Genomic DNA, 22,962 nt, shown 5'->3' with positions numbered 1-22,962 from the left:
TGCGCGCAGCGGCGGTGCTCATGCCGACTGCGCGAATTCAGAGCGATCGAACCAGGTCTGGAAGTTCACCGGGCCGAGCCGTGCGCCGGATGCGGGCAGCAGCGAGTCGCGCTGCAGGATGGCGCCGAAGTACGGCGCGCCGGCGTCGGCCAGCACTTCGTGCGGATCATGGGTGAGGGTGAGGAAGCGCTCGACCAGCGCGGACAGGCCGAACGCATCCGGGCCGGCGATTTCGACCATGCCGTTGAGCGGCTTGCCCAGCGCGTAGTCGGTGACCGCGTCGGCCACGTCGTCCGAGGCGATCGGCTGGATCAGCGCGGGTGACACGTGCACCTGGTTGCCCTTGGCGGCGGATTTGACGATGCCGCTGAGGAATTCGAAGAACTGCGTGGAGTGGACGATCGTGTAGGGGATGCCGGATGCGCGGATGATCTGCTCCTGCACGACTTTGGCGCGCGTATAGCCGCTGTCCTTGAGCCGTTCGGTGCCCACCACCGACAGCGCCACATGATGCTTCACGCGCGCCTTCTGCTCCGCGGCAGCGAGGTTGCTGCCGGCGGTGCGGAAGAAATCGAGCACGGCCTGGTCCTCGAACGAGGGTGAGTTGGCCAGGTCGATAACGATGTCGGTGCCGGCCATGGCCGCATCCAGACCCTCGCCAGTGAGAGTGTTGATGCCCGAGGCCGGGGAGGCGGCGATCGCCTCGTGCCCGCGCTTGCGCAGGCGCGCGACCACTTTGCTGCCGATCAGCCCGGTGCCGCCGATGACCAGGATTTTCATGGGGAGTCTCCGCTGGGGGCGCCGATAGCGCGTCGGGGGGATGCTAGGCAGCGGGGCAAGGGGGCGGTAGGCGCGGCGATGGGCGCATGGTGTTGCGTCTGGCGCATCAATCGCCCCGCGTACGCAGCGACGGCGTAGGTTTGGGTGAGCCAACGGCGAACCCCAACATTCGCTGGTTCCATGCGCACCATATTGTTGGGGTTCGCCGTTGGCTCACCCCAATCTACGCGGGCTCGTGCGTGGCGGAAAGACCAGGGATATACATCGTGTCCAACCCCCGCACCGCCTCCGTCATGTAATCGATAAACACCCGCACCCGCGTCGGCAACTGCTGCCGGCTGAGGTAACACAGGTAATGGCCCCGATCGTCCGGCGCATACTGCGCCAGGCAAGCCACCAGGCGTCCCTCGCGCAGGTATTCGCAGACCAGATACCCCGGCAGCTGCGCGATGCCCTCGCCACGCAGCACGCTCTCCAGCACCAGATCCATATCGTTGAACGAGCATTGCGAAGGCGGCACCAGCTTGCGCCGCTGTCCGTCGACCTTGAATTCCCATTCCGCAATCCGCCCCGCCACCGTGCGGTAATGAATGCACGCATGCGCCTCCAGCTCGTCGACCTGGCGCGGCAGGCCATGTGCCTTGGCGTAGGCGGGCGAAGCACACACCAGCATCTGCATCGGCACCAGCCGCTTGGCGATCACCTGGCTGTCTTCCAGCTGCCCGTCGCGGAATGCCACATCCACCCGGTCCGAGGTGAAGTCGGTCAAGCGGTCGTCCAGCAGCAGGTCGATGGCGATCTCCGGATAACGCGCGCGGAACCCCGCCAGCAGTGGCGCGATCACGCGGCGCCCGAAGCCCACCGTCGCGCTGATCCGCAACTGCCCCTTCGGCGGGCCTTCGCGCAGTTCGCGCATTTCCTCCAACGCCTGCACGATCCTCTGCACGCCCGGGTGGCAGTTGCGGAAGAACAGCTCGCCTTCGCGGGTCAGCGAGGTGTTGCGCGTGGTGCGCTGGAACAGCCGGGCATCGAGCTGCGCCTCCAGCTTCTGCACGCTGCGGCTGACCGCGGAGCGGCCCACGCCCAGGCGGTCCGCGGCGCGGGCGAAGCTGCCCTCGGCGGCTACCGCGATAAAGGCGACCACGCCGGCATAGCTGGCGGTAAAGCTCGAGGCGAGAGCGTCGGCCTCGTGCTGGGGTTTGTCGGGGAAGTTCAAGCTCATGCGCGGCTGGCCTCGTGGATGGGATCCGGGCGGATGCCGGCGCACGCGCCGGCCGGTCCATGTCCCCTAGTCGTACGAGGCTGGGCGGTTGTGACATCGAGCTCGAAAAAAATGATCGGCTAGACGCTGCCCAGTCGCTGCTCGATGCGCCGGTCCGGGATAAACCACATCGCGGCCACCACCGCGTACAGCACGCACGAGGCCACCGGGCTGCGGAAGGCCAGCGCCGTGGCCACGCTATGGATGGCGATCGAGATCCGCGTCTTGCGGTCCGCCCCCAGCGCCTTGCGCAGTTCCGATTCCGCGCCGCCGTTGGCGGCGATCAGCGTGCGTGCCAGCAAACCCCACGACAGCGCGGTGAGCAGCAGGGTTACGCCATAGCACACCGTCGGCACCGCGGCCGGCCCCGGCTGCGCCTTGTTGAGCCACGCGGTGGAGAACGGAAACAGCGACAGGCAGAACAGGAAGAACAGGTTCGCCCACAGCACCGTGCCGTTGACGCGCCGGACCAGCTGGAACAAGTGGTGATGGTTGTTCCAGTAGATGCCCACATAGATAAAGCTGAGGATATAGCTGAGGAAGACCGTGCCGTCCTCCAGCAGGGCCGCCCACGTCGCCGCGGACGGCACGTGCAGTTCCAGCACCATCACGGTGATCACCACGGCGATGACGCCGTCGGTGAAGGCTTCCAGTCGTCCCTTTTCCATCGCGTTGTCCACGGCCCGGCCAGGCCTGCATGTTCGGCCAGAATGCGCCGTGGCATTGGTGCGCTTCCGGCAACGCGCTATGTCCTTGCCGATGCCTGCCGGGCCCGCGCGCACGGGCCTAGCATCGAAACGTGGCATGGCCATTGGACATCGGCATCGCCTGCTGAGGTAGCGCATGAATATCGTCGTGGTGGGTGGTAACGGATTGGTCGGCCGGAACGTCGTGCGCCGCCTGCGCGCCAAGGGGCACGAGGTGAGCGCGGCGTCGCGCGCTTCGGGTGTGGACATCGTCACCGGCGAAGGACTGGCGCAGGCGCTGGAGGGTGCCGAAGTGGTGGTCGACGTAAGCAACTCGTCCGTGCTCACCGGCGAGGCGCCGTGCGAATTCTTCAAGGCCGCCATCGCCAACCTGCTGCAAGCGGAAGCCGCGGCCGGCGTGCGGCATCACGTCTCGCTCTCCGTCGTGGGCACCGAGCGGCTCGACGACAGCCCTTATTTCCGCGGCAAGGCCTTCCAGGAAGCATGCATCCGCGCGTCCGGCATCCCCTTTACGGTGCTCCATGCGACGCAGTTCTTCGAGTTCCTGCTGGATATCGTCGAGGTCAGCGTCTACGACCAGGCCCTGCGCCTGGCGCCGGCCTATATCCAGCCGGTGGCCTCGGCCGATGTCGCCGCATGCCTGGCCGAACTGGCGCTGCGGCCGGCGTTGAACGGGGTGATCGAGATGGCCGGGCCGGAGCGCGAGCCGATGTCCGAGATCATCCAGCGCTTCCTGATCCAGATCGAAGCGCCGTACGAGGTGGTCACCGACGCGCTGGCGCCTTACTTCGGCGCGCGCCTGGCCAGCGATTCCCTGTTGCCCGGCACGGACGCGCACCTGTGCGCGATGGACTTCGGCGCCTGGCTCAATCAATCCGAGTACTGGGGCGCGAGCTGGTAAGGCGGATTGATGCCGGACAGGCAACAGCGTGCGCCGCTGCGCATGCCTACCGGGCGCCAGGCGGCTGTTCCAGTCTTGTGCCGACGCATTCCACCACCGACGAGGAAAGACCATGAGCCAGCGCCTCAACTACCAGCAGCAGTCGCCCGAACTGTTCAAGAAGTTCGCCGAGTTCAGCAATGCCCTGACCCATTCCTCGATCGAGGAGTCGATCCACGACCTGTTGAATGTCCGCGCCTCGCAGATCAACGGCTGCACCTTCTGCCTGGACATGCACGTGAAAGAGGCGACCCTGCGCGGCGAGCGCGCCCTGCGCCTGTACCACGTCGCCGCCTGGCGCGAGTCCCCGTTTTTCTCGCCGCGCGAGCGCGCCGCCCTGGCCTGGACCGAAGTGCTGACCCTGTTGCCGCGCGACGGCGTGCCGGACGAGATCTACGAGCGCGTGCGCACCCAGTTGTCGGAGCAGGAGATCACCGACCTGACCTACCTGGTGATGTCGATCAACGCGTGGAACCGCATCAACGTGGCGTTCCGGCCGCAGCCGGGCGCGTTCGACAAGGCGTTCGGCCTGGACAAGGCCGGGTTGGCCTGATCATCCATCGGCAATGAGGAGAAACACATGAGCGTTTCCAGAATCCTTGCGGCCGTGCTGCTGTCCGCCGCCGGTGCGGTCGCTGCGCAGGAGGCGGCGCCGCATGCCAGCGTGGCGACGCTGACGAGCAAGGCCTTGAGCGACTACCCCAGCAAGGAGGTCACCATGATCACCGTGGATTACCCGCCGGGTTCCGTCGACCCCGTGCATCGTCACGATGCGCATGCCTTCGTGTATGTGCTGCAAGGTTCGATCGTGATGGGAGTCAAGGGTGGCAAGACGGTGACGTTGAAGGCGGGGGATACCTTCTATGAAGGGCCTGACGATGTGCATACCGTCGGCCGCAATGCCAGCCAGACGGAGCCGGCGAAGTTCGTGGTGTGGTTGCTGAAGGATCGCGGGGCGCCGTTGTTGACGCCGGTGCATTGAGCCCCGGCCAGTGCAGGTTGGGGTGAGCGCAGCGAACCCCAACGTCGTGCCGGTGCGGGGATCCGTTGGGGTTCGCCGATGGCTCACCCCAACCTGCGCCGTGCGGTGGGGCTGTGCTCAGAGCGGGGTCAGCAGCTCGACACCCAGCCCTGCCGCCACGCCCCCCAGCTTCTCCGGATTGCGCTGCACGGATACATCGGTAATCCGCTCGCCATCGGTTTCCAGTGCCATCACCGACTCCAGCTTGCCGCCGATAAAGCGCAGGATCGCCAGCTTCCCGTTGATCTGCGCCAGCTCGATGCCCAGCTCGCTCTTGAAGCGCAACTTGCCGGCATACAGCAGCTGCGCAATGCGCTTGCCGCCGGGCATCGGCCTGGGCATCGCGGTGGTGCGGCCGCCGCCGTCGCCGATCAGCTGCGCATCGTCGGCGAGCAGGGCGGTCAGCAGCTTGAATTCGCCGTTCGCCATGGCCTGCGCGAAGCGCCGCACGATGCGCAGGTGCGCTTCGGTGGACACCGTGTAGCGCGGGCGGCCGTCCTGCAGCTGGGCTTTCGCGCGATGCACGATCTGGCGCACGCCAGCCTCGCTCTTGTCGATGATCAGCGCGATCTCGGGATAGCCCAGCTCGAACACCTCGCGCAGCAGCACGGCGGCGCGCGCCTCGGGTGACAGCCGTTCGAGCAGGACCAGCAGGGCGATCGACACCTCGCTGGAGCGCTCCTGGATCTGTTCGGGGGTGTCCGGGCCTTCGGTCAGCCAGGGCTCCGGCAGCCACATGCCGACGTAGTGCTCGCGGCGCGCCTTCAGCGCGCGCAGGCGGTCGATCGCGGTGCGCGTGGTGGCGGTCACCAGCCAGGCTTCGAGGTTTTCGATCCGCGACTGCTCGGCGGCATGCCAGCGCAGCCACACGTCCTGCACCACGTCCTCGGCGTCGGCCACGCTGCCGAGCATGCCGTAGGCGATGCTTTGCAGGCGCGGACGCAGCCCCTGGAAGACGGTATTGAGGTCGTTCGTGGCCATGCGCTGCGGTTACCTTTTGCGTGGGAGCGGTCCCTCGCCCGTGACAGTGAAGCTGCGCCACCGCGCATTCTGGCGCAGAAGCGGACCGCGGGGTGGTGCTCGCGCGGAAACACCGTGGCGTCCTGCGCAGGCCTACAGTGCTGCCGCGCCCGTGACCATGCTGCCAGCTCCCGCCAGCATCCTCTATTTCATTCCTGCCCGGAGCAAGCCATGACCGTTTCGTTTGCCAAAGACATCGCCCCGCTGTTCACCGATGGCGACGTGCGTTGCATGGGCGGGATGGGCGTCCATCTGCGCGAGTACGACTACATGGCCAACCCCACGGGCGATGCCGTATTTGCCGACCATGCCAATGCGCGGCACGTGCTGGCGCGGCTGGATGGAAGCCGGACCCCGCGGATGCCCCCGGGTGGCCCCGGCTGGAACGAAGCCCAGCTTGCCTTGTTCGCCGCCTGGATGAACGACTGGCAGCCCTGAAGCGAATTGACATGCCCGGGAGCGGGCCGCAATGTTCGCGCTCCTTCGCGGTGCGCGAACCCGGCACCGTGGCAAGGCCTGCAATTTATTCATAAGGATTCGATGTGTCTTCTGTCATGACGCAAGCGGTGACCGCGCCGCTGACCCAGGCGGCGATCTTCCTGGTGGTGACGCTCAAGCCCGACCCGCAAGCCGACGCGGTCGTGCGCGCAGTATGCGCCGACCTCTCCGGCGTGGTGCGCTCGATCGGCTTCCGCTACCCGGAGCGTCATCTGTCCTGCGTGACCGGCTTCGGCTCGGTGGCGTGGGACCGATTGTTCGGGCAGCCCCGTCCGGCCGAGCTGCATCCGTTCCGCGAACTCCAGGGCGTACACCATGCGCCGTCCACGCCGGGCGACCTGCTGTTGCATATCCGTGCCACCCAGATGGACATGTGTTTCGAGTTGGCTACGGAAATCATGTCCCGCCTCGGCGAGTTCGCCGCGGTGGAAGACGAGGTGCATGGCTTCAAGTCCTTCGATGCGCGCGACCTGCTGGGTTTCGTCGACGGCAGCGAGAACCCGGTGAAGCAGGATGCCGTCGACGCCACCATCGTCGGCGACGAGGATGCGGGCTTTGCCGGCGGCAGCTATGTGATCGTGCAGAAATACCTGCACGACCTGAAGGCGTGGAATGCGATTCCGGTGGAGCAGCAGGAAAAGATCATCGGGCGCAAGAAGGCGTCGAATATCGAGCTGGCCGAAGAGGCCAAGCCCAGCTACGCGCACAACGTGCTCACCGTGATCGAAGAGAACGGCGAGGAGCTGGATATCGTGCGCGACAACATGCCGTTCGGCGAGGTGGGCAAGGGTGAGTTCGGCACGTATTTCATCGGCTATGCGCGTTCGCCGTCGCGGATCGAGCGGATGCTGGTGAATATGTTCATCGGCCAGCCGGTGGGGAATTACGACCGGCTGCTGGATGTGAGCCGGGCGGTGACAGGCTCGCTGTATTTCGTGCCGTCGGCAGGGTTTATGGACAGCCTCGAATAAGACGCCACCCGTAGGTTGGGGTGAGCGCAGCGAACCCCAACAATCCCCCGCCCCGCGCGTCACATCGTTGGGGTTCGCCTGCGGCTCACCCCAACCTACGTCGTCATGGGCGCGGGGTGGACGATGGCCACAGCAAGGTGCCCGTGTACTGCGGCGTCCAGGCCAGGTGCGCTTCACGCGCATGCGAGGCGGCGCGCTCAAGTGCGGGCAACACCGTTTCCAACGGACAAGGCTTGTCCGCCTCACAACCCGCCGGCACCAGCAACACGATCGCCGGCGGCGCCTTGTCACTCAAAGCCCGCAACTCACGCAACTGATCCAGGCTCTGCGCCTGATAAAACAAGCGCACGAAACGCTTGCCCGCAGCGTCTTTCCACAACTCGATCCCCAGCGCCCCGCCAATCGGCGGATCGTCCTTGGCATACCCGCCGAGCTGAAAGTGCAAACCCAGAACCGCAGCCAGCGCAACGATATTGTTGTCGCTGCCGACCAGCACGCTGAGCCGTGGCGCGTCCTGGTCGCTCAACAGTTCGAGCAGGCGGCGGCTCATCGACGACGCCACGCGTTCGGCCATATAGCCCGGTCGGGCATGGATATCGAACAGCAGCGCATGCAGTTGCGAGAGCTGCTGCAGCCGCTGCGCATCGGTGCGGCCCCAGCCGACTTCCGGCAAGGGACGGCCTTCGGCGTAAGCCATCAGGATCGCTTCGGCCGTGCCCGAGGTGGTGGCGATCGGGCCGGTGAGCAGCATGTGTCCCGTGCCGCTGGCGAGCGACAGGTTGCCATGCCATTGGCCGGGCGCACACCAGGCCGGATCGTGCGCGCCGCCGCAACCCATGACCTGCGCCAGCGCCGCCAGCGCATCGGCGTGTGGCGCAGTCAGCGCATCGGGGCCGCCGGTCGCACCCTGGATCGAGGCCACCGCATCGGCCGCGTTCCACTCGGTGGTCTTCGCTTCGATCGGATGGAACAGCGGGTCCTCGCTGCCTTGAGGCTTATGGCCGACGCCGATATGGCAACCCGGCGCGAAGCCTTCCGCCAACGCGGCGGCGCTGTCGATGGTGCGCTGGTCGGTATTGGCCCAGAACCACAACTGCCCGGCCGATGGGCAACCGCGCGGCGCGAACAGGCCCAGCGCGGCAAGGCGCTGGCGGTCGTAGGCACCCATCAGCTTGACGCCGGCGATGCCGTGCGGCGTGAGCTGGCTCGGCGGCTGCTTCCAGGCGGGCCACGGTTTCCCGCTGGCTTCGTCGAGCTGGATCTCGCCGGGCAGCGGCGTGCGCACGCCATGGCGGTACAGCAGCACCACACGTTCCGGTTGCATGCCGTCCGTGGCGGCGGACGCGCGGGAGGTGACCAGTGCCATGCACAGGCCCAGCAACAGCCAGGCCGCCACGTGCGGCAGCCGGCGGTATATCGCGATTTGCATCGTCATTGCATCGGTTCCTTGGACGGACCACCCCGCGCCAGGCGGCGCGGGGCCGCCCCGCCTCAGAAGTTGTAGCTGAGGTTGAGCATATAGATGCGCCCGGTCTGCAGGTACGCACCGTCCGCGCCCGGATCGTAGGCGAGGTAGCGGCGCGACTTGCCCTGGGTCTCGTGGAACGTGCTGTTGTCGAGCAGGTTCTTCACCGCGAAGCCGACGTCGAAACCGTAGGGCAGGTGATAAGTGGTGGCGAGATTCAGTGTGCGCGTCGGCTGCAGGTAGTAGTCCAGGCCGTTGCCGGTCAGGCCGAGCAGCTGCAGGCCGGTGTAGTTGTAGGTGAGGTCGGCGCGCAGGCTGCCGTCGTCGTAGAACAGGCCGAGGTTGTACATGCGCTGCGGCGCGCGTGGCAGCCAGCTCTTGCGGCCTTCGTGGTCGGGGCGCTGGCTGTCGGCGGAGCTGTGCTGCAGGGTGAGGTTGGCGCTGGCGCCGAAGTGGCTCCATACCCCGGGCAGTTCGACGAACTGGCGGCGACCGGCCAGCTCCAGGCCGTACAGGCGCGCGGTGCCGCCGTTCTCCGGCGTGGTGATCGGGATGCCGTCGGTGATCACCGTGCCGGTGGGCACGTTGCCGCCCAGCGTGCTGTCGTTGCTGGTGGCCGACTGCGAGGTGTAGATGAAGTTGTTGATGCGCTTGTAGTACGCCGAGGCGCTCAGCACGCCGCCCTGGGCGTCGTAGAACTCGGCGGACAGGTCGAGGTTGTCCGCCGTGCTGGGCTTGAGGTCCGGATTGGGCTTGGAGATGCCCAGCACCTGGCCGCTGATGTCGTCGATCGAATAGTTGGTCTGGCCGGAGATCAGGCCGAACGCCGGACGGCTGAAGCTGCGGCGCAGCGAGGCGCGGTACACGCTCAGCTCGTCGGGGCGGTAGTTGAGGCTGATGCCCGGCAGGAACTCGCCGTAGCTGCGGCCCATGCCGACGAAGCGGCCGGTGGCGTCGTCGCCGTTGGACTGCCACGAGTCGGCCGAGTAGTGCGTGCGCTCGTAGCGCAGGCCCGGCAGCACGCTCAGCGCACCGAAGCGCAGCGTGGTCATGAAATACGCGGCGTAGATGTTCTCGCGGCTCGACGTGGTGTTGGCGTTGTAGTCGTTGGCGGTGTAGTTGCCCGCACCGTTGGGATCGTTGACGAACTTGTAGGGCACGGCCTGGGCCAACACCCAGTTGCGGTCGATCAGCTTGAACGGACCGGCATAGCGGCCGTCGAATGCAGCGTTGACGACCTGGCCCGGCAGCGCGCCGAGGGTGGGGCCGCCGGGCGCGGTGGACGGATACTTCGGGCCGCCGAAGTACGGGCCGCCATAGATAAAGTTGTTGTCGTCGTGGAAGAACGGATGATCGTAGGCGTCGCGCTTGGAGGTGTCGCCGGACAGGCCGAACTTCACGCTCTCGACCGGGCCGTCCTCGAAGCGGTAAGTGGCATCGGCATGCGCGTTGACGCGCGTGTCGGTGCTGCCGGCGTCGTGGCCCTGCACCTTCCAGAAGCTGTTGGAATTGAGGCTGTAGAAGTAGTTCTTCAGCGCGGCGGAGCTGCCGGCGATGCTCGGGTAGGTCGGGTCGCCCAGGTCGAACGCGAACTGGCCGGTGGGCACCGGCCCGTACAGGCTGGCCTCGACGTAGTTCGGCCGCTTGCGCGCGCCGTAGCCGTACGAGGTGCCGTAGTCGATCACCCAGCCGTCCACCGTACTGCTGCCGCCGAGCTGCAGCGCCGCGGTCTTCTCGCGCAGGTCGCGCGTGTTGAAGTAGCCGCCGCGCTGGGCATTCGCCGCGTTGGGGTTGCGCGCGGAAGCCTGGTTCTGCTCGCCGGCCACGCGGTACACGCCGTAGATCGCGCGGGCATACAGCGAGGTGGACTCGCCGTGCCAGTCCAGCGAGGTATTGGCGCCGTAGCGCTTAATGCAGTTGGTGTAGATGCTGTACTTGTACTGCGAGCTTTGCAGCGGGCCGGCGGTGCTGAGGTCGGGGTTCTTGGCCTGGGCCGGATCGATCGGCTTGTACGAAGAGTTCGGCGCCACCGCTTCGGCGGCGTTGTCGTTCTTGCCGTAATAGGCCGCCACGTAGAGGCCCAGCGACTGGTCCGGGCCGAAGCGGCGCGCGAATTCCTGCTGCACCGTGCCGCCCTTGCTGGACACGCCAAGGTCCGAGGCCAGGCTGTTCATCTGGCCCTGCACGGTGGTGCGCGCGTAGCCGTCCTTGCTGAAGTCGAACGCGGTGGGCGTGCGCATGTCGATGCTGCCGCCGATCGAGTCGCCGGGCTGATCCGGCGTCGGCGCCTTGGACACCTTCACCGACTGGATGCCGAACGGCGCGAGCATGTTCAGCGAGATGGCGCGCGTGGAGGCATCGGTCTCGGGCAGGGCGAAGCCGTTGAGGGTGTAGGCGTTGTAGCTGGAGTCGAGGCCGCGGATGGTCACGTACTCGTTCTCGCCGGTGGCCGCCTGGCCCAGGTGCATGTCGCTGTAGGCGGACAGGCCCGGCATGCGCGCGACCACGTCGGCGATATTCGCCGAGGGCACCGCATTCATCTCCTGCTTGCTCATCACGGTGTTGACGCTGACCGACAGGCGCTGCTCGTCGATCGTGCCGATCTGCGGCATGGAGTCCGCGCTGACGCTGACGGCGGAGAGGGTCCTCGGGTTGGCGGGATTGGAGTTTTTCTCGACGTCGTCGTTGTCGCCGGCGTGGCCGGTGGGGCTGAGCACCAGGCCGAGCAGGATCGAGGCGGCGAGCAGGTGGTGGCGATGGAACTGGCGCATGGGGATGGCTTCGAGTGGGGAAGGCAGGCAGTGGGCAAGCCGCTTCCATGCCGCGCGCAGGCGCGGCCGGGGCGAACCGGCGTGGATGGCGTGCGCTTCCGTGCGCGGGGGATCAGGGCGCGGCGATCAGGGCTTGAGATCGGCCTCGCTGCAGCGCGCATCAGCGAACTGCGGATTGCAGCGTGCGCGCTGGTGGTTGGCGAAGCCGACGACATAGCCGTTGGCGGCCGCCTCGCCGTCGGGATAGTCGGTGCTCAGCAGCTGCGCGCCGCTGGCCAGCATGGCGTCGCGGCGCGTGCCGTCGTTGCGCAGCGCCTCCTTCAGGTCGGCATCGGTGCGCGTGCGCACCAGGTAACCCTGCTTGACCAGGCGCGTGATGTCCTCGGCGCTGCCGTCATTGAGTTCGGTGAAAGCGGCATCGTCGTCGCCGGGTTTGGCGTTGGTGAACAGCACGCGGCCGCGCAGCGAGGCATGGCCTTGCAGATAGGCCGGGCCGACGTGGCGCTGGTCGAGCAGGAAGATCACTTTGCCGCGCGCACTGTCCAGCGCAGGCCAGCCCTGCGCACGGATGGCGGCATTGAGGGTGGCGAAGCGCCCGCGCACGTCGTCGGGAGCGATGTATTCCTTGCGCGCGAATACCGAGCGGATTTCCGCGTCCAGCGCATCCAGCGCCTTGCTGTCGAACGGCTCGGGCTGCACGGTGGGGAAAGCCAGCTGCAGCGGCGTCTCCTCCGTTTCCAGCAGCACGAACAGCGGCAGATGGCGCGGATGCGCCTGCGACCAGGCGCTCACTTCGCGCAGGCAGGCGAGCAGCGGCTGGCAGGTGCTGCGCTGGTCCAGGTCCTGGATATGCATCACCTTGAAACCGGGGCGGCGCATCGCGTCCGCAGCGGCACCGGCACTGGCAAATGGCGGGTCCGCCGGCCGGCCGGCCTTTGCCACCTGCTCGACGATGGCCGGATGCGCATAGCGGCCGCCCTTGGCGTCGGCATAGATATCCAGCTCGATCTGGCGCACGCCGTCGTCGAACTGTTTGCTCAAGGGCGGATGGGCGTAGTCGATCCTGGCGAACAGCGCCGGGTCCGTGCGCTTCCACACCGCCGCTTCGCCAGGGGCGAGGCCGGCGTGGTAGCTGTTGTGGCTGCCGATGTATTGCAGTTGATTGAGCCGCAGCGGCGCGGACTCGGCGGCGAGCGAGGGCAGCACCGCCACGGCGAGCAGGGCGGCACAGGCATGCGTGGCGATGGCCAGCACATCGAGGCCGCGGTGGGCTCGGGCAGAGGGCTGGCGCAGCTCGGGCGAAGGACGCGTAGCGGACATGGCAGGGCTCGTTGGCGGAACGGAACGGCCGCGCCAGGGGAGCGCGGTATAACACCAGGATGAATTGGATCGATCCAAGTCCAGGGATTTTAGAAACATGGGTTTTGCAATCAGGTGACGACAGTGTGAAGTCTTTTACTTGCGTTTGGACGTCCAAATGACAGGGTTGTCATCTTGCGAGCGGGAACGGTGACGGTTCCAGGCGATGTGTGTCGATCGTCACGCAAGCGCAGACGCCGAAGAACAACGCCAACTTTCGCGTGACTTACGGCGCCTGCGTGAACGCAACGAGTCGTCTAGCTGCGGGGCCTATCACGCTTTTCCTCGAGTGCGTTTCTTACCATCGCCGGCGCAGGGGGGAGCCATCTGGAGGTCGTCATGTTCCCCGGAATTTCCGGTCGCATCGCCGTGTCTGTCCTGCTTGCCTGTCTCGCCTGCAACCTCAGCGCCGCCGATGCGCCGGTGCCGGGCACCGACTTCATCGTGCGCGCCGATCCGCTGGTGCCGCGTCCATCGAGTACCCCGTGCACGGAACAGCTGGCCGAGGTTGCCGCCATCGGCGAAAGCCAAGGCAGCTTCAATTACTCGCCCTACCACTGCGGCGTCGGCCCCTGGGCCAAGATCGTGCTGGAGATGGATTTCGTCCTGGAAGAAGACCGGGTGGGGAACAGCGTGCCGTTGCCGCTGAACCTGTGGTTGAACGGCGTGAACCTGTATTCGGGCAGCATCGCCCTGACAGGTAACCATGACGTCATCGCACCGTGCTACGAGGCGTACTGCGGACATGTGGAGCGCGACGTCACCGACTACGCCTCCGTATTGCGCTGGCAAGGACCGGTGCAGCGCGGGGGCGGCAACTGGAGCGCCGGGCTGGGCAACGAAAAAACACACACCGGCCCCAGCTTCGTCGGCATCGCCCGCCTGAAATACTATCCGCGCACCGTCACCGAACCGTTGCCAAGCGTGCCCGATGCGGTGTTGCCGCTCGGGGCCGGCAACTTTTTCAGCGGCGGCTACTTCACCGGTGTGCTCGCCGATCTGCGCAGCACCAGCGACCGCCTGGCGACGAGCTTCAACACCTCGGGGCAGGCGAGCTTGCCCAGGAACATCGAGCGCGCCTACCTGGACGTGACCGTGCGCCCGTCCGCCTACAACTACGTGCCGACCAGCCCGACGACGGGCCGCCTCGATGCCAACGATCCCTGGTACAGCTGCCTGCCGGCGCCACTGGCGGTTGTGCTGCCGCGCCTGTTGCTGGACGACAAGCACAACTTCGCCGCGCAATGCATCGGCGGCGCGTTCCGCGAGGCCGAGGTCAGCATCGACGAGCAGCCCGCCGGCGTGGTGCCGCTGTATCCCGCCTATCCGACCACCAGCGAGCGCGATGCGCAGTTGTGGCGGCCGGCGCTGCAGCCGCAGGAACTGCTGTACGTGCCGCATCGCGTGGACCTGAGTCCGTTCGCCGCGCGGCTGAGCGATGGCGCGCCGCATACCATCGCGGTGCGCATCGCCAGCAACAGCCGTCCTGGGCTGACCAATAATCCGGTGGCCGGCGCCTGGGCCTCGGCGAACCTGCTACTGTACCAGGACCGCCGCGTGAAGCAGGTGACCGGCATGCTCACCCGCAACGACCTGGCCGGACAGCCGCCGCTGCCCAGCCAGCGCAGCACGGTCGCGCTGGACCGCCAGGGCCATCTGCGCGGCAGCGTGGTCACTGCGTTGCAGCGGCATTTCGTGATCGACGGTTACGTCAACGGCTCCAAGGGGCGCATCCGCCATCGGGTGGAGCGCTGGGTGAATTTCGACAACACCCAGGACTTCGACGTGTCCAGCGAGAAGGTCGGTACGCAGCCGCGGCGCATCTTCGAGAAGACCATCACCCAGCACAGCACCGAGACCGGCAAGACGCGCACCTACCTCAATGGTGTGTTGGCTAATGAGCACATCACCAACTACGGCTATCCGGCATCGAGCTACTACTACCTGTGGCACGACCCGACGGTGGAACGCGAGATCCGCAAGTTCCGCCAGGACGTCGGCCTGCAACGGGTGCGCCGCGCCAACGGCAGCACGCTTTATAGCGCGGTGACGCAGAACCTGACCGGTGCCACGCTCGACGTCACCACCGGTCTGTTCCCCTATCGCGTGTTCACCAAGGTCAACGACCGCGGCGGTTGGCAGACCTTCCGCTTCAACGATTCGGTCGGCAGCTGCTACGACGCCATGCTGACCACGCGCGACGGCAAGCTGGCCACCTGGGCGACCGGCGGCAACTGCACGGACGGGCAGAACCGCCTGTCGTGGCAGAGCCGGCCGGATGGTTCGCCGGATGCGCTGGGGTGGTTGCCCTATCCCTGAGTGGGGCGGTTGCGCAGCATCACGCCGGCGATCTCCTTGAGCAGTTTCGCCGCCAGCGTCGCGGTGATGCCGTCCCAATCGCGGCGCGGGTTGTATTCGACGATATCGGCGGCGATCACCGGTTGCTGCAAGGCCTGGATCCAGCCGATCACCTGGCGCGGCGTGAGCCCGCCAGGTTCGCGGTGCGACACGCCCGGCGCGTAGGCCGGATCGAAGGCGTCGATATCGACGGACAGGTAGATCGGCGTGCGGATATCGAGCGCCAGCCGCTCGCCGCAGGCCGCGGCCTCGATCGCTTCGACGCCGAAGCGCTGCCATTGCTCACGGTGGTGGTCGTTGACCGTGCGCAGGCCCAGCTGGATCAGCCGGCTCGCCAATCCTTCCTCCATGATTCGCGCGAACGGCGAGGCGTGCGAGCGCGGGTTGCCCTGATAGGCATGGTAGATATCCGCATGCGCATCGATGTGCAGCAGCGTCAGCGACGGATGGTGCGCATGCGCCGCGCGCAGCAGCGGATGGGTGATGGCATGGTCGCCGCCCAGGCTGATCAGCGGCGTGCCGGTGGCGAGGATCGCGCCGGCCTCGCGTTCGATGCGCGTCCAGGCGTCCTCGCTTCCGTCGAAGTGGAGATCGCCGTGGTCGACCAGCCGCCCAGGGACGCCCAGGTCGATGCCGGTCTCGCTCCAGATGCTGTATGCGTCGGAGTAGAGCTCGCGCCGGATCGCCGGCGGCGCCTGTGCGGGGCCTTGGTGGAAGGACGAGTTCTCGTCGTGCGGAACGCCGAGCAGGGCAAGGCGGGTCATGGCGGTGAAGTCCGGTGGGTTGTGTGCGCAGCGAAAGGCTAGGGTGCCAAACCTCGCAGGTCTACTTCATCGAACTGAACTGTTATATAAGCTTGGCTTCATGTTCGATCTCACCCGCCTGCGCCTGTTTCGCGAACTCGCCCGCCGCGGCACCATGACCGCGGTCGCCGAAGCGTTCGGCATGACCTCGTCCGCCGTCTCCCAGCACCTGGCCACACTGGAGCGCGAAAGCGGCATGCGCCTGCTGGAGCGCGTGGGGCGTGGCGTGCAGTTGACACCCGAAGGCATGCGGCTGGCGGCGCATGCGGAAGCGATCCTGCGCACGGTGGAGCTGGCCGAGCTGGATCTGCGCAGCGCGGCTGCGCCTGGCGGCAGCCTGGCGATCGCCACCTTCTCCACCTATGCGCGCTGGCGCCTGCTGCCAGCCATCGCGCGGTTGCGCCAACGGGTGCCGGATCTGCGCGTGGTGATCCACGAGCTGGAACCCGCGGACAGCATCGCGGCCGTGCGCCGCGGCGATTGCCAGCTGGCGGTGAGCTTCACCTACAGCCTGGCGCCGCGCGCGATCGATGAGGAGCTGATGGTGCTGCCGGTGGCGGACGAGCCGATCGTGCTGGCGCTGCCGCCGGCCTGGCGCAGGCAGCGTGGCGCGCTCGACTTGCGCAAGCTGGCCGATGCGGAATGGATCGTCGGCTCGCGCGGCGCCGACGATGTCCAGCTGGCCGAGCGCGCCTGTGCATTGGCCGGCTTCGTTCCACGCATCACTCATCGGGTGGACGACTACGGGCTGATGCTGGACATGGTGGCGGAAGGTTTCGGCGTCGGCTTCGTACCGGAACTGGCGCTGGGCACGGCAAAGACGAAGGTGGCTGTGCGCGCGCCGCAGCAGATGACGTTGCGGCGGCAGATCCAGGTGGTCACGCGCGCGGGCTTGGCGGCATCGCCGTTGTTGCGCGCGTTGCTGGACGAACTGAGGCGACGGCGTAGGTTGGGGTGAGCCGCAGGCGAACCCCAACATCACCACGTTCAAACGCATCGCATTGTTGGGGTTCGCCTGCGGCTCACCCCAACCTACGCCGCTCAATCGAGCGGCCGCACCCAGATGTTGCGGAAGCTGATCGGCGCCGACGGGTCGCCATGTGCCTGCAGCTTGATCGGTGCGTCGGTGTAGGCCTTGTACACCGGCTTGCCGATGTACAGCGTCTCGCCGGTGAGCTTGCTGTGGTTCTGCACCACGACGCCGTTATGCAACACCGTCACATAGGCCGGCGATTGCAGGCTGCCATCGGCGGCGAATACCGGGGCGGTCCACACGATGTCATAGGCCTGCCACTCGCCCGGCGGGCGCATCGCATTGGCCAGCGGCGGCGTCTGCTTGTAGATGGCGGCGGCCTGGCCGTTGACATAGGTCTTGTTGCGGTACGAGTCGAGGATCTGGATCTCGTAGCCTTCATCACCGGGACCGGTCGAGGCGGCGAACACGCCGCTGTTGCCGCGCGCCTGGCCTTCGCCGCTGATGTTCTTCGGCACCTGCCATTCCAGATGCAGCTGGTAGTTCTTGAAGCGGCGCCTGGTCTGGATATTGCCCGTGGTCTTGTCCACCGTGGCCACGCCATCGTGGACTTTCCAATGCGCGGGCGATTGATCCTTCGAGGCTTCCCACTGTTCGAGGTTATGGCCGTCGAACAGCACGATCGCATCGGAAGGCGGTGCGGCATCGCGCTGGCCCGGCGTCACCACCGGCGGCACCGGTTCCCATTGCTCGGTGGCCTTGGGATCGCCGGCCGGTGGCGCGTTCTGTGCGCAAGCGCCGCCGGCGGCGAGGGCGAAGAGAAGCAGGGCGAGAACGTGGCGCGGATTCATGGGCGGGTCCGGTGGGCGATCAGACGGTGCAGATCTTGTAGGCGTCGGCGAAGGCGGCGAACGGATCGGGCCCGGCCGGCATGAACTCGTGCGCGATGTAGCCTTGGTAATTGAGGTCGGCGATCGCCTTGGCCACGGCGTGGTAGTTCAGTTCCTGCGTGCCGTCGATCTCGTGGCGGCCCGGCACGCCGCCGGTGTGGAAATGGCCGATCCACTGCATGTTGTCGCGGATGGTGCGGATCACATCGCCTTCCATGATCTGCATATGGTAGATGTCGTACAGCAGCTTCACGTTGGGCGAGCCGATGCCCTTCATCACTTCGACGCCGAAACGCGTGCTGTCGCCCTGGTAGCCGTGGTGGTCCACCTTGCTGTTGAGCAGCTCCACGCACAGGGTGATGCCATGTTCCGACGCCAGCGGTGCGATCTTCGACAAGCCTGCGATGCAGTTGTCGCGCGCCTTGCTCTCGTCGATGCCGGCAACGCGGTTGCCGAACATGGTGATCACGTTGGTGACGCCGGCTTTCTGCGCGAGCGGAATGGTGGTTTCCAGCTCCTTCAGCAGCGTGGCGTGATTGGCCGGATCGTTGAAACCCATGCTGATGAAGTTGTCGCGCTTGGCGGGGTAGCCCATCGTGACCTTCAAGCCGCTGTCGTTGACCACCGCCCACTCGTCCGCATACAACAGGTCGACGCCGGCGAAGCCGAGGCTCTTGAGGCGCTTGCACAACTCCGGCAGCGGCGCCTTCGAAGTCCAGCGGCTGAGCGATTGCTTGAGGCGGCCGGGGCCGCTTTTCTGTGGCGCGGCGGACGCGCTGTCGGCCGGCGCCAGCGCCGCGGTGGCGCCGAAGGCCGCGGCGGCGGCGAGCTGGCCGAGCATGGCGCGGCGGGTGATGCCTCGGGTGTTGATCATTCGAGCCCCAGCAGTTGGCGGTTGAAGCCACGGTCGGCGCCGGTCGCGGCGAAATCGTCGAACGCGCGCTCGGTGACCTTGATGATGTGATCGCGGATAAACACCGCGCCTTCCTGCGCGCCCTGCTGGGCGTCCTTGATGCAGCACTCCCATTCCAGCACGGCCCAGCCCGGATAGCCGTACTGCGCCATCTTGCTGAAGATCGCGCCGAAATCGATCTGCCCGTCACCCAGCGAGCGGAAGCGGCCGGGCCGGTCGATCCAGCTCTGGTAGCCGCCATACACGCCGGCGCGGCCGTTCGGCCGGAACTCCGCATCCTTCACGTGGAAGGCACGGATGCGCTGGTGGTAGAAGTCGATGAACTCCAGATAGTCCAGCTGCTGCAGCACCATGTGACTGGGGTCGTACAGGATGTTGGCGCGCGGATGGTTGTCGACCGCTTCGAGGAAGCGTTCGAAGGTGGCGCCGTCGTGCAGGTCTTCGCCGGGGTGCAATTCGTAGCAGACGTCGACGCCAGCCTCGTCGAAGGCATCGAGGATCGGGCGCCAGCGCTTGCCGAGTTCGGCAAAGGCTTCTTCAACCAGGCCGGCGGGACGCTGCGGCCATGGATAGAACAGATGCCAGGCCAGCGCGCCGGAGAAGGTCGCGTGCGCCGTCAATCCCAGGTTGCGGCTCGCCTTGGCGGCGAGCTTCAGTTGCTCGACTGCCCAGGCCTGGCGCTCCTGCGTCTTGCCGCGCAGCTCCGGCGGCGCGAACCCATCGAACAAGCGGTCGTACGCCGGATGCGAAGCCACCAGCTGGCCTTGCAGGTGCGTGGAAAGCTCGGTCACCGCCAAGCCATGTTCGGCCAGCGTGCCGGCGATATCGTCGCAGTAGCCCTTGCTCGACGCGGCCTGTTCGAGATCGAACAGGCGCTTGTCGTTGGACGGAATCTGCACGCCGGCAAAGCCGAGCGACGCCGCCCAGCGAGCGATGGCCGGCAGCGAATTGAACGGCTCGGCATCGCCCGCGTACTGGGCCAGGAAGATGCCGGGGCCCTTGAGTGTCTTCATGGGTCAGATCCTCAGCACGGTCTCGACCGCCCAGGCCCGGCCATTGCCCGCCTCGGACAGCGGGATATCGCCATGGTAGGCGCCAGGTACAGGCACGTACTGCATGACTTGCGTGCAACCGGGCTGGGAGATGAAGAAGCCCGACGTGGCCAGCTTCTTGGTCATCAGCACGAAGGCCTGCGCGGACTGCGGATCGAGGTCCTTGCCCTTGATCAACGCCTGCTCGTGCAGCTTGGTCACCAGCGCCAGGCGCTGTTTGGCGTCGAGCTGGGCGAACGGCTTGCCGCCTTCCTGCTCGAACGCGGCCATCGCCGTGAGGTAGCGCTTCTGTTCTTCCGGCGTGTAGACGTCCTTGAACATCTGGTCGATGAAGCGCGGCACGCCGGCATCGACGGCGCCGGGCGTGTCGGTGCGCGGCACGATGATGTCGACCACGGCGGTCAGCGTATCGTGCTGCGGCGTACTGAAGAACTGCGGGGCCGGGCCGCCTTTCAGCGCGGCGGCATGCGCGTCGAACACGGCCAGCAGCGAGGGCGCGGCGACGGCGCCGACGGCCAGCGTGGTCATGCTTTTCAACCATTCGCGACGGTTCATGGGCGGTCTCCTCAGATATTGCCGCGCTTGAGTTCTTCCACCGCATGGCCGGCCGCGCGCGCGGTCATCGCCATGTAGGTGAGGGACGGGTTCTGGCAGCCGGAGGAGGCCATGAACGAGCCGTCGGTGATGTAGACGTTCTTGCAGGCGTGCATCTGGTTCCAGCCGTTGAGCACCGAGGTCTTCGGGTCGCGGCCCATGCGCGCGGTGCCCATCTCGTGGATGCCGGCGCCGACGTTCGCTTCGACCTTGAACGAGCGCACGTCGCGGTAGCCGGCGGCGCTGAGCATTTCCAGCGCGTCGTCGACGATCTCCTTGCCGATCGCCAGCTCGTTCTCCTCGTGCGCGGCGTCGAAGTTGAGCAGCGGCATGCCGTACTTGTCCTTGCGGTTGCGGTCCAGCGTCACCTTGTTGCGGTGCGAAGGCAGCATCTCGCCGAAGCCCATCATCGAGATGCTCCACGGGCCAGGCACCTGCGCGGCGCGCTTGAGGTCGCCGCCGATCAGCGGCGTGTTCACCAGGCGCGTCCAGTCCTGGCGACTGGCGCCGCCCTGGAAGCCGAAGCCGCGCAGGTAGCCGCGCTTGTCGTTGCCGACGTTGCGGTAGCGCGGGATATAGAAGCCGTTGGGGCGGCGGCCGGAGTAGTAGCGGTCGTCGTAGCCGTCGACCATGGCGCGCGCGCCGCTGCCGAACAGATGGTCCATGATGTTGTGGCCCAGCTCGCCGCTGTCGTTGCCGAAGCCGTTGGGGAAGCGGCTGGAGGTGGAGTTCAGCAGGATGTGCGTGCTGCCGAAGGTCGACGCGCACATGAAGATGACCTTGGCGAAGTACTCGGTCTGGTGGCCGGTCTCGGCATCCTGCACGCGCACGCCGGTGGCCTTGCCCTTGTCGTTGTCGTAGATCAGCTCGTAGACGATGGCATTGGTCACCATGGTCATGTTGCCGGTCTTCTCGGCCGCCGGCAGGGTCGAGGAGTTGCTGCTGAAGTAGGCGCCGAACGGGCAGCCGCGCATGCACAGGTTGCGGTACTGGCAGGGCGCGCGCTGCGGGCTCTTGTCGTGCTTGAGCGGCCCGGACAGGTTGGCGGTGCGGCCGATGATCAGCTTGCGGCCGCCGAACTTGCCGGCGATCTTGTCGCGGAAATCCTTCTCCACGCAGGTCAGCTCCATCGGCGGCAGGAAATCGCCGTCCGGCAGCTGCGGCAGGTGCTCGACCGAGCCGCTGACGCCGATGAAGTGCTCGACGTAGTCGTACCACGGTGCGATGTCGTCGTAGCGGATCGGCCAGTCCACGCCGACGCCTTCCTTGCCGTTCGCTTCCAGGTCCATCGGGCTGAGGCGATAGCTCTGGCGCCCCCACATCAGCGAGCGTCCGCCGACGTGGTAGCCGCGGAACCAGTCGAACGGGCGCGTTTCCGAGTAGGGGTTGTCGATGTCGTCGACGAACCAGTGCTTGGTCGACTGCGTGATGCCGTAGAACGACGGGCGGGTATGGATCGGGTGGCGCTCGATATCGTGCCGCGTCGGTTCGTCGCCGTAAGGCAGCTCCCACGGTGCCTTCATCGCGGTGGGGTAGTCACCGTGCTTGACCATGGGGCCGCGGTCCAGCACCAGCGTCTTCAAGCCTTTCTCGGTCAGTTCTTTCGCGGCCCAGCCGCCGCTGACACCGGTGCCGACGACGATGGCGTCGTATACGTGCTTGTTGTCCATGTGTTTCCCTAGAGCGAAGGTGGAGGACGCGGAATCAGCGCAGCGGCTTGAGGTAGGCGTAGTCGATACGCGCGGCCTCGAGGTCGCTCATGCGGCTGAACGGCCCTTCCTGTTCGACGAAACAGTGCTTGAGTCCCGCGCGGTCCGCGGCGGCCATGATCGGCTTGTAGTCGAGCGTGCCGCGGCCCAGCTCCGCACCCGGGAAATCCTTGCCGCCGGCGCCGGGGAGGAAGTCCTTGGCGTGCATCAGCGCAATGCGGTGGGCGTTGGCCTTGAAGTAATCGGCGGGATTCTTGCCGCCCACATGCACCCAGCCGCAGTCCATCTCGAACTGCACGAGCTGGTGGTCGGTTTCCTTCAGCAGCACGTCGTAGAAGGTCTGCCCGCCGCCGACGTCGGTGAACTCGCGATGGTGGTTGTGATACGCGTACTGCAGGCCCGCCTTCCTGGCCTTCTCGCCGAGGCGGTTGGCGTACTCGGCGGTGCGCTTGGCTTCGTCGAGGGAATACGCCGGCTCCGGCGCGTTGGCGCCTTGTTCCTTCTGCATGATCGAAGGCAGCATGCTGCTGACGATGAACTTCGCGCCCAGGGTATGCGCGGCCTCCACGCCGGGGTCGAAACCCAGGCTGTCGAAGTGCATGCTGGGGCAGCTCAGGCCGGTTTCCTTCAGCTGGTCGCGCAAGGTGGCGGCGGTGGTGGTGACGATCGCCTCGATCTCGGTATAGCCGATGCTCTTGAGCGTCTTGAGCGTGCCGATCGGGTCGGCCTGGTAGGACTTCAGCACCATATACAGCTGGATGCCCAGCGCCTTGCCCTGCGCACCGGCGGCGAGCAGCCGGCCGGAGGGACTGCCGGCGAGCCATGCGGCGGCGCCGAACATTGCGGATCGAGCGAGGAACTGCCTGCGATTCATCAT

The 22,962-nt window shown here is 66.6% G+C and carries 21 protein-coding genes; 7 read left to right on the top strand and 14 right to left on the bottom strand.

All coding sequences use genetic code 11. From position 1 onward, the window contains the following. Positions 1-18: 18 nt before the first annotated feature. The 3 genes from AB4083_RS14535 to AB4083_RS14525 form a co-directional block, all read right to left on the bottom strand. Positions 19-780, bottom strand: a complete 762-nt coding sequence (locus AB4083_RS14535; RefSeq protein ID WP_441608791.1) for an SDR family oxidoreductase — start codon at positions 778-780, stop codon at positions 19-21. A gap of 223 nt (positions 781-1,003) precedes the next feature. Further along, the gene (locus AB4083_RS14530; protein ID WP_441608790.1) at positions 1,004-2,002 is read right to left on the bottom strand and encodes a LysR family transcriptional regulator; all 999 of its coding nucleotides are present in this window, start codon (positions 2,000-2,002) and stop codon (positions 1,004-1,006) included. 119 nt (positions 2,003-2,121) lie between these two features. Continuing rightward, positions 2,122-2,709 (bottom strand): TMEM175 family protein, encoded by a 588-nt coding sequence (locus AB4083_RS14525; RefSeq protein ID WP_441608789.1) that lies wholly within the window; start codon positions 2,707-2,709, stop codon positions 2,122-2,124. Positions 2,710-2,884: 175 nt separating this feature from the next. Between AB4083_RS14525 and AB4083_RS14520 the strand changes: the two genes are divergently transcribed. The 3 genes from AB4083_RS14520 to AB4083_RS14510 all read left to right on the top strand — a co-directional run bounded on the left by AB4083_RS14520 (position 2,885) and on the right by AB4083_RS14510 (position 4,670). Beyond that, positions 2,885-3,649, top strand: coding sequence for an SDR family oxidoreductase (locus tag AB4083_RS14520; RefSeq protein WP_441608788.1), 765 nt, complete (start codon positions 2,885-2,887; stop codon positions 3,647-3,649). A gap of 112 nt (positions 3,650-3,761) precedes the next feature. Next, entirely contained in the window at positions 3,762-4,241 is a 480-nt protein-coding gene (locus AB4083_RS14515) for a carboxymuconolactone decarboxylase family protein (RefSeq protein WP_441608787.1), read from the top strand. Positions 4,242-4,268: 27 nt separating this feature from the next. After that, on the top strand, positions 4,269-4,670 hold the full coding sequence (locus AB4083_RS14510) for a cupin domain-containing protein (protein WP_441608786.1): 402 nt from the start codon (positions 4,269-4,271) through the stop codon (positions 4,668-4,670). Positions 4,671-4,787: 117 nt separating this feature from the next. Here AB4083_RS14510 and AB4083_RS14505 read toward each other — a convergent pair whose 3' ends face one another. After that, on the bottom strand, positions 4,788-5,690 hold the full coding sequence (locus tag AB4083_RS14505; protein ID WP_441608785.1) for an RNA polymerase sigma-70 factor: 903 nt from the start codon (positions 5,688-5,690) through the stop codon (positions 4,788-4,790). A 210-nt stretch (positions 5,691-5,900) separates the two neighbouring features. On the opposite strand from AB4083_RS14505, the gene AB4083_RS14500 reads away from it, so the two are divergent. Both AB4083_RS14500 and AB4083_RS14495 read left to right on the top strand, forming a co-directional pair. Continuing rightward, entirely contained in the window at positions 5,901-6,167 is a 267-nt protein-coding gene (locus tag AB4083_RS14500) for a hypothetical protein (protein ID WP_441608784.1), read from the top strand. Positions 6,168-6,271: 104 nt separating this feature from the next. Continuing rightward, complete coding sequence (locus AB4083_RS14495; RefSeq protein ID WP_441608783.1) at positions 6,272-7,198, top strand: Dyp-type peroxidase; 927 nt, start codon at positions 6,272-6,274, stop codon at positions 7,196-7,198. Between the two features lie 103 nt (positions 7,199-7,301). Here AB4083_RS14495 and AB4083_RS14490 read toward each other — a convergent pair whose 3' ends face one another. The 3 genes from AB4083_RS14490 to AB4083_RS14480 all read right to left on the bottom strand — a co-directional run bounded on the left by AB4083_RS14490 (position 7,302) and on the right by AB4083_RS14480 (position 12,754). Beyond that, positions 7,302-8,633, bottom strand: coding sequence for a histidine-type phosphatase (locus AB4083_RS14490; protein WP_441608782.1), 1,332 nt, complete (start codon positions 8,631-8,633; stop codon positions 7,302-7,304). Between the two features lie 56 nt (positions 8,634-8,689). Beyond that, entirely contained in the window at positions 8,690-11,434 is a 2,745-nt protein-coding gene (locus tag AB4083_RS14485) for a TonB-dependent receptor (protein ID WP_441608781.1), read from the bottom strand. A 126-nt stretch (positions 11,435-11,560) separates the two neighbouring features. After that, positions 11,561-12,754 carry a phosphatidylinositol-specific phospholipase C1-like protein gene (locus AB4083_RS14480; protein WP_441608780.1) on the bottom strand — a complete coding sequence of 398 codons (1,194 nt, stop codon included), beginning with the start codon at positions 12,752-12,754 and terminating at the stop codon, positions 11,561-11,563. 408 nt (positions 12,755-13,162) lie between these two features. Between AB4083_RS14480 and AB4083_RS14475 the strand changes: the two genes are divergently transcribed. Next, positions 13,163-15,112 (top strand): peptide-N4-asparagine amidase, encoded by a 1,950-nt coding sequence (locus AB4083_RS14475; protein ID WP_441608779.1) that lies wholly within the window; start codon positions 13,163-13,165, stop codon positions 15,110-15,112. Here the strand turns inward: AB4083_RS14475 and AB4083_RS14470 are convergent. Continuing rightward, positions 15,103-15,915 carry an agmatinase family protein gene (locus tag AB4083_RS14470; RefSeq protein ID WP_441608778.1) on the bottom strand — a complete coding sequence of 271 codons (813 nt, stop codon included), beginning with the start codon at positions 15,913-15,915 and terminating at the stop codon, positions 15,103-15,105. The two genes, AB4083_RS14475 and AB4083_RS14470, sit on opposite strands and share 10 nt — an antisense overlap. A 100-nt stretch (positions 15,916-16,015) precedes the next feature. On the opposite strand from AB4083_RS14470, the gene AB4083_RS14465 reads away from it, so the two are divergent. After that, a complete protein-coding gene (locus AB4083_RS14465; protein WP_441608777.1) occupies positions 16,016-16,912 on the top strand; it encodes a LysR family transcriptional regulator in 897 nt (298 codons plus the stop codon). Positions 16,913-16,995: 83 nt separating this feature from the next. Here AB4083_RS14465 and AB4083_RS14460 read toward each other — a convergent pair whose 3' ends face one another. The 6 genes from AB4083_RS14460 to AB4083_RS14435 are packed head-to-tail and all read right to left on the bottom strand — an operon-like array spanning position 16,996 to position 22,962. Further along, complete coding sequence (locus AB4083_RS14460; RefSeq protein WP_441608776.1) at positions 16,996-17,778, bottom strand: 3-keto-disaccharide hydrolase; 783 nt, start codon at positions 17,776-17,778, stop codon at positions 16,996-16,998. A 19-nt stretch (positions 17,779-17,797) separates the two neighbouring features. Beyond that, complete coding sequence (locus AB4083_RS14455; RefSeq protein ID WP_441608775.1) at positions 17,798-18,691, bottom strand: hydroxypyruvate isomerase family protein; 894 nt, start codon at positions 18,689-18,691, stop codon at positions 17,798-17,800. Continuing rightward, complete coding sequence (locus AB4083_RS14450) at positions 18,688-19,743, bottom strand: sugar phosphate isomerase/epimerase family protein (RefSeq protein ID WP_441608774.1); 1,056 nt, start codon at positions 19,741-19,743, stop codon at positions 18,688-18,690. Before AB4083_RS14450 ends, AB4083_RS14455 begins: the two co-directional genes overlap by 4 nt. A gap of 3 nt (positions 19,744-19,746) precedes the next feature. After that, the gene (locus AB4083_RS14445) at positions 19,747-20,337 is read right to left on the bottom strand and encodes a gluconate 2-dehydrogenase subunit 3 family protein (RefSeq protein ID WP_441608773.1); all 591 of its coding nucleotides are present in this window, start codon (positions 20,335-20,337) and stop codon (positions 19,747-19,749) included. A gap of 11 nt (positions 20,338-20,348) precedes the next feature. Beyond that, positions 20,349-22,046: a GMC oxidoreductase gene (locus AB4083_RS14440; protein ID WP_441608772.1), complete on the bottom strand. Its 1,698-nt coding sequence runs from the start codon at positions 22,044-22,046 to the stop codon at positions 20,349-20,351. Between the two features lie 34 nt (positions 22,047-22,080). After that, on the bottom strand, positions 22,081-22,962 hold the full coding sequence (locus AB4083_RS14435; RefSeq protein WP_441608771.1) for a TIM barrel protein: 882 nt from the start codon (positions 22,960-22,962) through the stop codon (positions 22,081-22,083).

Source organism: Dyella sp. 2RAB6 (genome assembly GCF_052115385.1).
Taxonomy (GTDB): domain Bacteria; phylum Pseudomonadota; class Gammaproteobacteria; order Xanthomonadales; family Rhodanobacteraceae; genus Dyella_D.
Note: the sequence above shows the minus strand (reverse complement) of the source record. Positions and strands in the feature narration are given on the sequence as shown.